At 70.5% G+C, this 6,412-nt stretch carries 5 protein-coding genes; 2 read left to right on the top strand and 3 right to left on the bottom strand.

Annotation, left to right across the window (positions count from 1 at the left end; translation table 11 throughout):
* Both EJK15_RS49600 and pepN read right to left on the bottom strand, forming a co-directional pair.
* Window positions 1-686: ROK family transcriptional regulator (locus tag EJK15_RS49600; RefSeq protein WP_138717444.1), on the bottom strand; the 686-nt coding region annotated here is incomplete at its 3' end.
* A gap of 132 nt (window positions 687-818) precedes the next feature.
* Window positions 819-3,383 (bottom strand): aminopeptidase N, encoded by a 2,565-nt coding sequence (gene pepN / locus EJK15_RS49595; protein WP_138717443.1) that lies wholly within the window; start codon window positions 3,381-3,383, stop codon window positions 819-821.
* An 89-nt stretch (window positions 3,384-3,472) separates the two neighbouring features.
* Here pepN and EJK15_RS49590 point away from each other — a divergent pair, with 89 nt between their 5' ends.
* Window positions 3,473-4,093, top strand: coding sequence for a mycothiol-dependent nitroreductase Rv2466c family protein (locus EJK15_RS49590; RefSeq protein WP_138717442.1), 621 nt, complete (start codon window positions 3,473-3,475; stop codon window positions 4,091-4,093).
* Between the two features lie 137 nt (window positions 4,094-4,230).
* Window positions 4,231-5,634: an aldehyde dehydrogenase family protein gene (locus tag EJK15_RS49585; RefSeq protein ID WP_138717441.1), complete on the top strand. Its 1,404-nt coding sequence runs from the start codon at window positions 4,231-4,233 to the stop codon at window positions 5,632-5,634.
* Window positions 5,635-5,682: 48 nt separating this feature from the next.
* On the opposite strand, the gene EJK15_RS49580 is transcribed toward EJK15_RS49585, so the two are convergent.
* A complete protein-coding gene (locus EJK15_RS49580) occupies window positions 5,683-6,411 on the bottom strand; it encodes an SDR family oxidoreductase (protein ID WP_138717440.1) in 729 nt (242 codons plus the stop codon).
* Window position 6,412 lies beyond the last annotated feature (1 nt).

Genomic DNA, 6,412 nt, shown 5'->3' with positions numbered 1-6,412 from the left:
CCCCGGTACACCCGGCCGTCCGCGACGATCGCCGCGCCGACGCCCCGCCCGATCGTCACCACCAGGAAGTCCCGGTGCGTACGCCCCCGCCCGTACAGCCGCTCGGCCGCCGCCAGCGCGTTCACGTCGTTCTCCACCAGCACCGGCACCCGGAGCCGGCGCCGCAGCCGCTCGCCGACCGGCATCGCCTGCCACCCGAGCGTCGGCGCGTTGACCGTGCCGGCCGCCTGGTCGTCCACGCTGCCCGGCACCCCGACCCCGACCCCCAGCAGCGGTGGCGCCTCCCCGGCCGCTGACCCGCCCGGCATCGCGGACTCCACGGCCACCGCCAGCTCGTCGAGCGCGTCCGGCGACGACGGGTCGAACGGCCGCTCCCACGAGCCCAGCACCTCGCCGTCCAGCCGCACGTCCACCAGCACCAGGTGATCGGCCGTCACCTTCACGCCGAGCGCCCGCCCGGCCCCGCCCACCAGCCCGAGCCGCACGGCGGGCCGCCCGCCACGCGACGGCTTGAGATCGAGCTCCTCCAGCATCCCCTGGCCCATGAGCTCGCGGGTGAGCTGAGTGACGGTGGCCGGGCTGAGGTCGAGCTCGCGCGCTATCTCGGTCCGGCTCAGCGGCCCGCCGGCGCCCAGCAGAGTCAGGATCGCCGTCCTGGTGAGGTCGCCGCGGTCAGTGGCTGCCATGAATGAGGACTTTCTTTAGAAGTAAAGTTAGTCCTGAAATATCCAGCCGAGAAGCCCTCGTGTCAAGACCTGGAAACGTCCGGGAAACGCGAAAGGCCCCCGCCAGGCGTGGCGGGGGCCTTCAAGAGACCGTCAGGCGGACTCGGCGTCCTTCTCCCGGTTGCGCAGGGCGCGGCGGACGCCGTCGGCGCCCTCCAGGATCATCCTGCGCAGCGCCTGCGGCGGCTTCTCGGCCGCCAGGTAGTCGTCGGCGGCCTGCACGGTCGCCTGCTCGATGAGCAGCGACGGGAAGCACCCCACCGCGAAGGACGACGCCTGGTCGAACGTCCACTCCTTGTAGATCCGCCCGACCTCCCCGAAGTACTTCTCGCGGTACGGCGCCAGCAGCTCGGGGTGGTTCGCGTCCTGGAAGCCGTTGATCGTCGCGCGGGCGATGTGGTTGGCCATCCCGCCGGCCACGATCCGCCCCCACGCCGCGCCCTTGGCCTCGGCCGTCGGGATCGCGGCCCGGCACTGCGCGGCCGACCGCTCACCTGTCGCCGTGGGGTCGCGCTCCAGCTCGGCGTCGATGCCCGCCTCGTCGATCCGGCCGCCGGAGACCAGCGCGCTCACGAGGCTCCAGCGCAGGTCGGCGTCCACGCTCAGCCCCTCGGGCACCGCCGAGCCGTCCAGGATGCCCTGCAGCAGGTCGAGGTCCTCCTCCGAGGTGGCCACCGGCGCGAACGCCTGCAGGAAGGCCAGCTGGTGGTCCGACCCCGGCGCGGCCGAGCCGAGCAGCGTGCGCAGCTCGCCGGCCAGCAGCGCCAGGCCCTCGGGCCGCCATGCCGGGTCCGCGTACTGCTGCGCGGCCATGCGCGCCTGCCGCAGGATCGTCTGGAGGACCGTGATGTCCGAGACCGTGCCGGCGCCGGAGACGACCAGCTTGACGTAGTCGCGCGTGGACATCTCGCCGTCGCGGGTCATGTCCCAGGCCGCCGACCAGCACAGCGCCCGCGGCAGCGACTCGGTGAGCTTCACGATGCCGCCGTCGACCAGCGTCCGCAGCGAGTCGTCGTCGAGGCGGATCTTGGTATAGGTGAGGTCGTCGTCGTTGAGCAGGACCAGGTCCGGCTGCTCCTCGCCGACGAGCTGCGCCACGCTGGTACGGGCGCCCACCACGTCCAGCTCGACCCGCCTGGTCCGCGTCAGCGCGCCGTCCACCAGGGAGTACAGGCCGATCGCGATCCGGTGCGAGCGCAGCGTCGGGTAGTCGGCCGGTGCCTCCTGCAGCACGTCGAACTGGGTGAACCGGCCCCCGGACACCTCGAACGAGGGCCGCAGCGTGTTGACCCAGGAGGTCTCCAGCCACTCCTTCGACCACGCGGACAGGTCGCGGCCGGAGGTCCGCTCCAGGGCGTCGAGCAGGTCCTTCAGCTCGGTGTTGCCCCAGGCGTGCTCGGCGAAGTAGTCGCGCACGCCGGCCAGGAAGTTGTCCAGGCCCACGTACGCGACGAGCTGCTTGAGCACCGAGGCGCCCTTGGCGTACGTGATGCCGTCGAAGTTGACCTCGACCGCCTGCATGTCGGGGATGTCCGCGGCGATCGGGTGCGTGGACGGCAGCTGGTCCTGGCGGTAGGCCCAGGCCTTCTCCACGTTCGCGAACGTCGTCCACGCGCCCTTGCCCCACCGCGTGGCCTCGGCCTGGGCGAGCACGGACATGTAGGTGGCGAACGACTCGTTCAGCCACAGGTCGTCCCACCAGCGCATGGTGACCAGGTCGCCGAACCACATGTGCGCCATCTCGTGCAGGATCGTCTCGGCGCGCCGCTCGACCACCGCGTCGGTGACCCGGGAGCGGAAGACGTAGTCCTCCAGGAACGTCACGCAGCCGGCGTTCTCCATGGCGCCGGCGTTGAACTCGGGCACGAAGAGCTGGTCGTACTTGCCGAACGGGTAACGCACGCCGAACACCCGGTGGAAGAAGTCGAAGCCCTGCCGGGTGAGCTCGAAGAGGTTGCCGGCGTCGAGGTGCTCGGCCAGCGAGGCCCGGCAGTAGAGGCCGAGCGGGATGCCGTCGTGCTCCGAGGTCACCTTGTGGTACGGGCCGGCCACCAGCGCGGTGATGTAGGTGGACATGACCGGCGTGGCCGCGAACTGCCACCGCTTGGCCGCCGGCACCGTCCCGTGCTTGCCGGCCTGCTCGGGCAGGTTCTCCACGCCGGCCGCGGCGGCGTTGGTGATCACTTCCCAGTCGGCCGGGGCAAGCACGGTGAGCTGGAAGGTGGCCTTGAGGTCGGGCTGGTCGAAGCACGCGTACATGCGGTGGGCGTCGGCCGTCTCGAACTGGCTGTGCAGATAGACGCGCTGGTCAACCGGGTCGACGAAGCGGTGCAGGCCCTCGCCGGTGCGCATGTAGGCGCAGTCGGCGTCCACCCGCAGCTCGTTCGACGCGGCGAGCGAGGGCAGCGGGAAGCGTCCCTTCTCGGCGTCGTAGCCTGCCACGTCGAGGTCGTGGCCGTTCAGCGTGACCTTGCGGACGTGCGCGCCGTGCAGGTCGATGAAGGTGTCCGCGCCCGGACTGGTGCTGTCGAAGCGGACCGTCGTGACGCTCTCGAAGCGCTCCTCCCCTTCCGTCAGATCGAGTGCGACCTCGTACGACTCGACCTTCAACAGCCGGGCGCGCTCACGTGCCTCGTCCCGGGTCAGGTTGCCTGCCAAGTTGCGCTCCTTTTCACCACTTCGTCGGGGTTGTCCGTATCCTGTCATGGCGGGAATAGGACCCGAACTCCCTCAGGTTATGGCCTCACATGGCCGAGAAGATTCCTGTGGACCTCTGGTTCGATCCTTCCTGTCCCTTCGCATGGGTGACGTCACGATGGCTACTCGAAGTCGAGAAGGTACGCCCGATCGAGCCGCGCTGGCGCATCATGTCCCTCCACTTCCTCAACGAGGACAAGGACGTCCCGGATGACTACAAGCAGCGGGCCGCCAGGGCCATGGGGTCGGTGAGGACGGTGGCGGCGGCCGCGGCCAAGCACGGCGAGGAGGTCGTCGGCCCGATGTACACCGAGCTCGGCACCCGCCTGCACAACCAGGGCATGGGCAAGCAGCCCGAACGGCTCCGCGAGGTCATCGAGGGCGCGCTCGAGGCCGTGGGGCTCGACCGGGGCCTCGCCGACGCGATGGGCTCCGAGGAGTGGGACGACGACATCCGCGTGTCGCACGACGAGGGCATCAACCTCGTGGGCCAGGAGGTCGGCACGCCCATCATCCGCGTCGGGCCCAACGCCTTCTTCGGACCCGTGATCACCAAGATCATCAGGGGTGAGGACGCGGGCAGGCTCTGGGACGGGGTGCTGGCGGTGACCGCGTTCGAGGACTTTTTTGAACTGAAGCGCACCCGCACCCGGCGGCCGGCGTTCGACTGACAAACTCCTCTTGCCGTGTGTGGTCAGGGGAAATCGTCGTACTGTGACGGGGAAAGAAGCTGGTGGCGGTGTAGAAGACTTATCCCCCGCTCAGGACTAGCCCTCGCATCGCCTCCTGAGGCTGTCAGGATGGTGCTATGCGTCAGCTGTATATCGGCGGCTCCTGGACCGCATCGGCGTCCGACGAGCCCATCGAGGTCGTGAACCCGGCCACGGAAGAGATCATCGACCGGGTGCCCGCGGGCTCCCCCGACGATGTGGAGTCGGCCGCCGGCGCCGCGCGAAGGGCCTTTCCCGGGTGGTCGGAGACGGCCGCCGCGGAGCGCGGCAAGCTTCTCGGCGATGCAGCCGAGCTGCTGAGGCAGCGCTCCGACGAGGTCGCCAAGACCATCGCGACCGACATGGGCTCGCCGCTGGGCTTCGCGCTCAAGGTGCAGACGCTCATGCCCGCGACCGTCCTGGCCTTCTACGCCCAGCTCGCCGAGAGCCACCCGCGCGAGTCGCGTGTCGGCAACTCGCTGGTCGTCAAGGAGCCGATCGGGGTGGTCGCGGCGATCACGCCGTGGAACTACCCCCTTCACCAAATCATCTGCAAGGTCGGCCCCGCGCTGGCCGCCGGATGCACCGTCGTGCTCAAGCCGAGCGAGGTCGCGCCGCTGGCGGCGTACGCGCTGGCGGAGATCTTCGACGAGGTCGGCCTGCCCCCGGGCGTGTTCAACCTGGTCAGCGGGCGCGGCCCGGTCGTGGGCGAGGCCATGGCCGCCCACCCCGAGGTGGACATGGTCTCCTTCACCGGCTCGACGGCCGCCGGGCGGCGGGTCGCCGCGCTCGCGGCCGAGTCGGTCAAGCGGGTCGCGCTGGAGCTCGGCGGCAAGTCCGCCAACATCATCCTGCCCGACGCCGACCTGGAGACGGCCGTCAAGGTCGGCGTGGCCAACTGCTTCGTCAACGCCGGGCAGACCTGCTCGGCGTGGACCCGCATGATCGTCCACCGGGACCAGTACGACGACGCCGTCCGCCTGGCCGTCGCGGCCGCGGGCAAGTACACCGTCGGCGACCCGTTCGACGAGTCGACCAGGCTCGGCCCGCTGGTGTCCGCGGCCCAGCGCGACCGGGTGATCCGCTACATCAACCGGGGCCAGGAGGAGGGTGCCAGGCTGGTGGCCGGCGGCACCGACCGCCCGCACGAGCGCGGCTACTACGTCGAGCCCACGGTGTTCGCGGGCGTGGAGCCCGGCATGACGATCGAGCAGGAGGAGATCTTCGGCCCGGTGCTGTCGCTGATCCCGTACACGACCGAGGACATGGCCGTCCAGATCGCCAACAACACCAAATACGGCCTGTCCGGCGCGGTCTGGGCGGGCACCGAGGAGCACGCGGTCGCGGTCGCCCGCCGGCTGCGCACCGGCCAGGTCGCCATCAACGGCGGCAGGTTCAACCCGCTGGCCCCCTTCGGCGGCTACAAGCAGTCCGGCGTGGGGCGCGAGCTCGGCGAGTACGGCCTGGAGGAGTATCTCGAGGTCAAGTCCCTGCACCTGTGACGCGCGGCCCGGCGCGCCCCGACCGGCAGGGCGCGCCCGGCCGCTCCGCTAGACCATCAGCCCGCCGCTGGCCAGGATGTTGTGCCCGGTCACCCACCGAGCGTCGGGACCCGCCAGGAACGCGACCACAGCGGCGATGTCGTCGGGCCGCCCGAGCCGCTGCAGCGCCGTGAACCCCGGGATCTGCTCCAGCGCCTCCGGCGGGTTGCTGCCCCGCAGCATGTCGGTGTCGGTGGCGCCGGACGAGACGACGTTGACGGTGATCCCGCGCCCGCCCAGCTCCCGCGCCGCCACCTTGGCGAACTGCTCGATGGCGCCCTTGCTGCCGCAGTAGAGCGTCAGCGCCGGCGCGGGCACCTGGGTGTTGATCGTGGAGATGTTGACGATGCGCCCGCCGTCGCGCATCACCCGTGCCGCCCACTGCATGGCGAGGAACACGGCCCGCGTGTTCACCGCGAACGCCCGCTCGTAGTCCTCGTCCGTGATGTCCGCCATGACCTTCTGCCCGGTGATGGCGGCGTTGTTGATGAGAATGTCCAGCCCCGGCAGCCGCGCCTCCGCCTCGGCGAACAGCCGCGCCAGATCCTCTTTGCTGCCGAGATCCGCGTGTACGGCCACGGCGCCGGTCTCCTTGGCGACCTGCTGCGCCGCCTCCTCCGAGTGCTCGTAGCAGAAGACGACCTCGGCGCCGTCCTCCCTCAGCCGCTCCACGATGGCCCTGCCGATGCCTCTGGAGCCTCCTGTGACCAATGCCCCTTTGCCGGAAAGTACGCTCATG

It is taken from the genome of Nonomuraea basaltis (assembly GCF_005893125.1).
GTDB lineage: Bacteria > Actinomycetota > Actinomycetes > Streptosporangiales > Streptosporangiaceae > Nonomuraea > Nonomuraea basaltis.
This window is presented reverse-complemented; position numbering and strand designations above follow the sequence as displayed.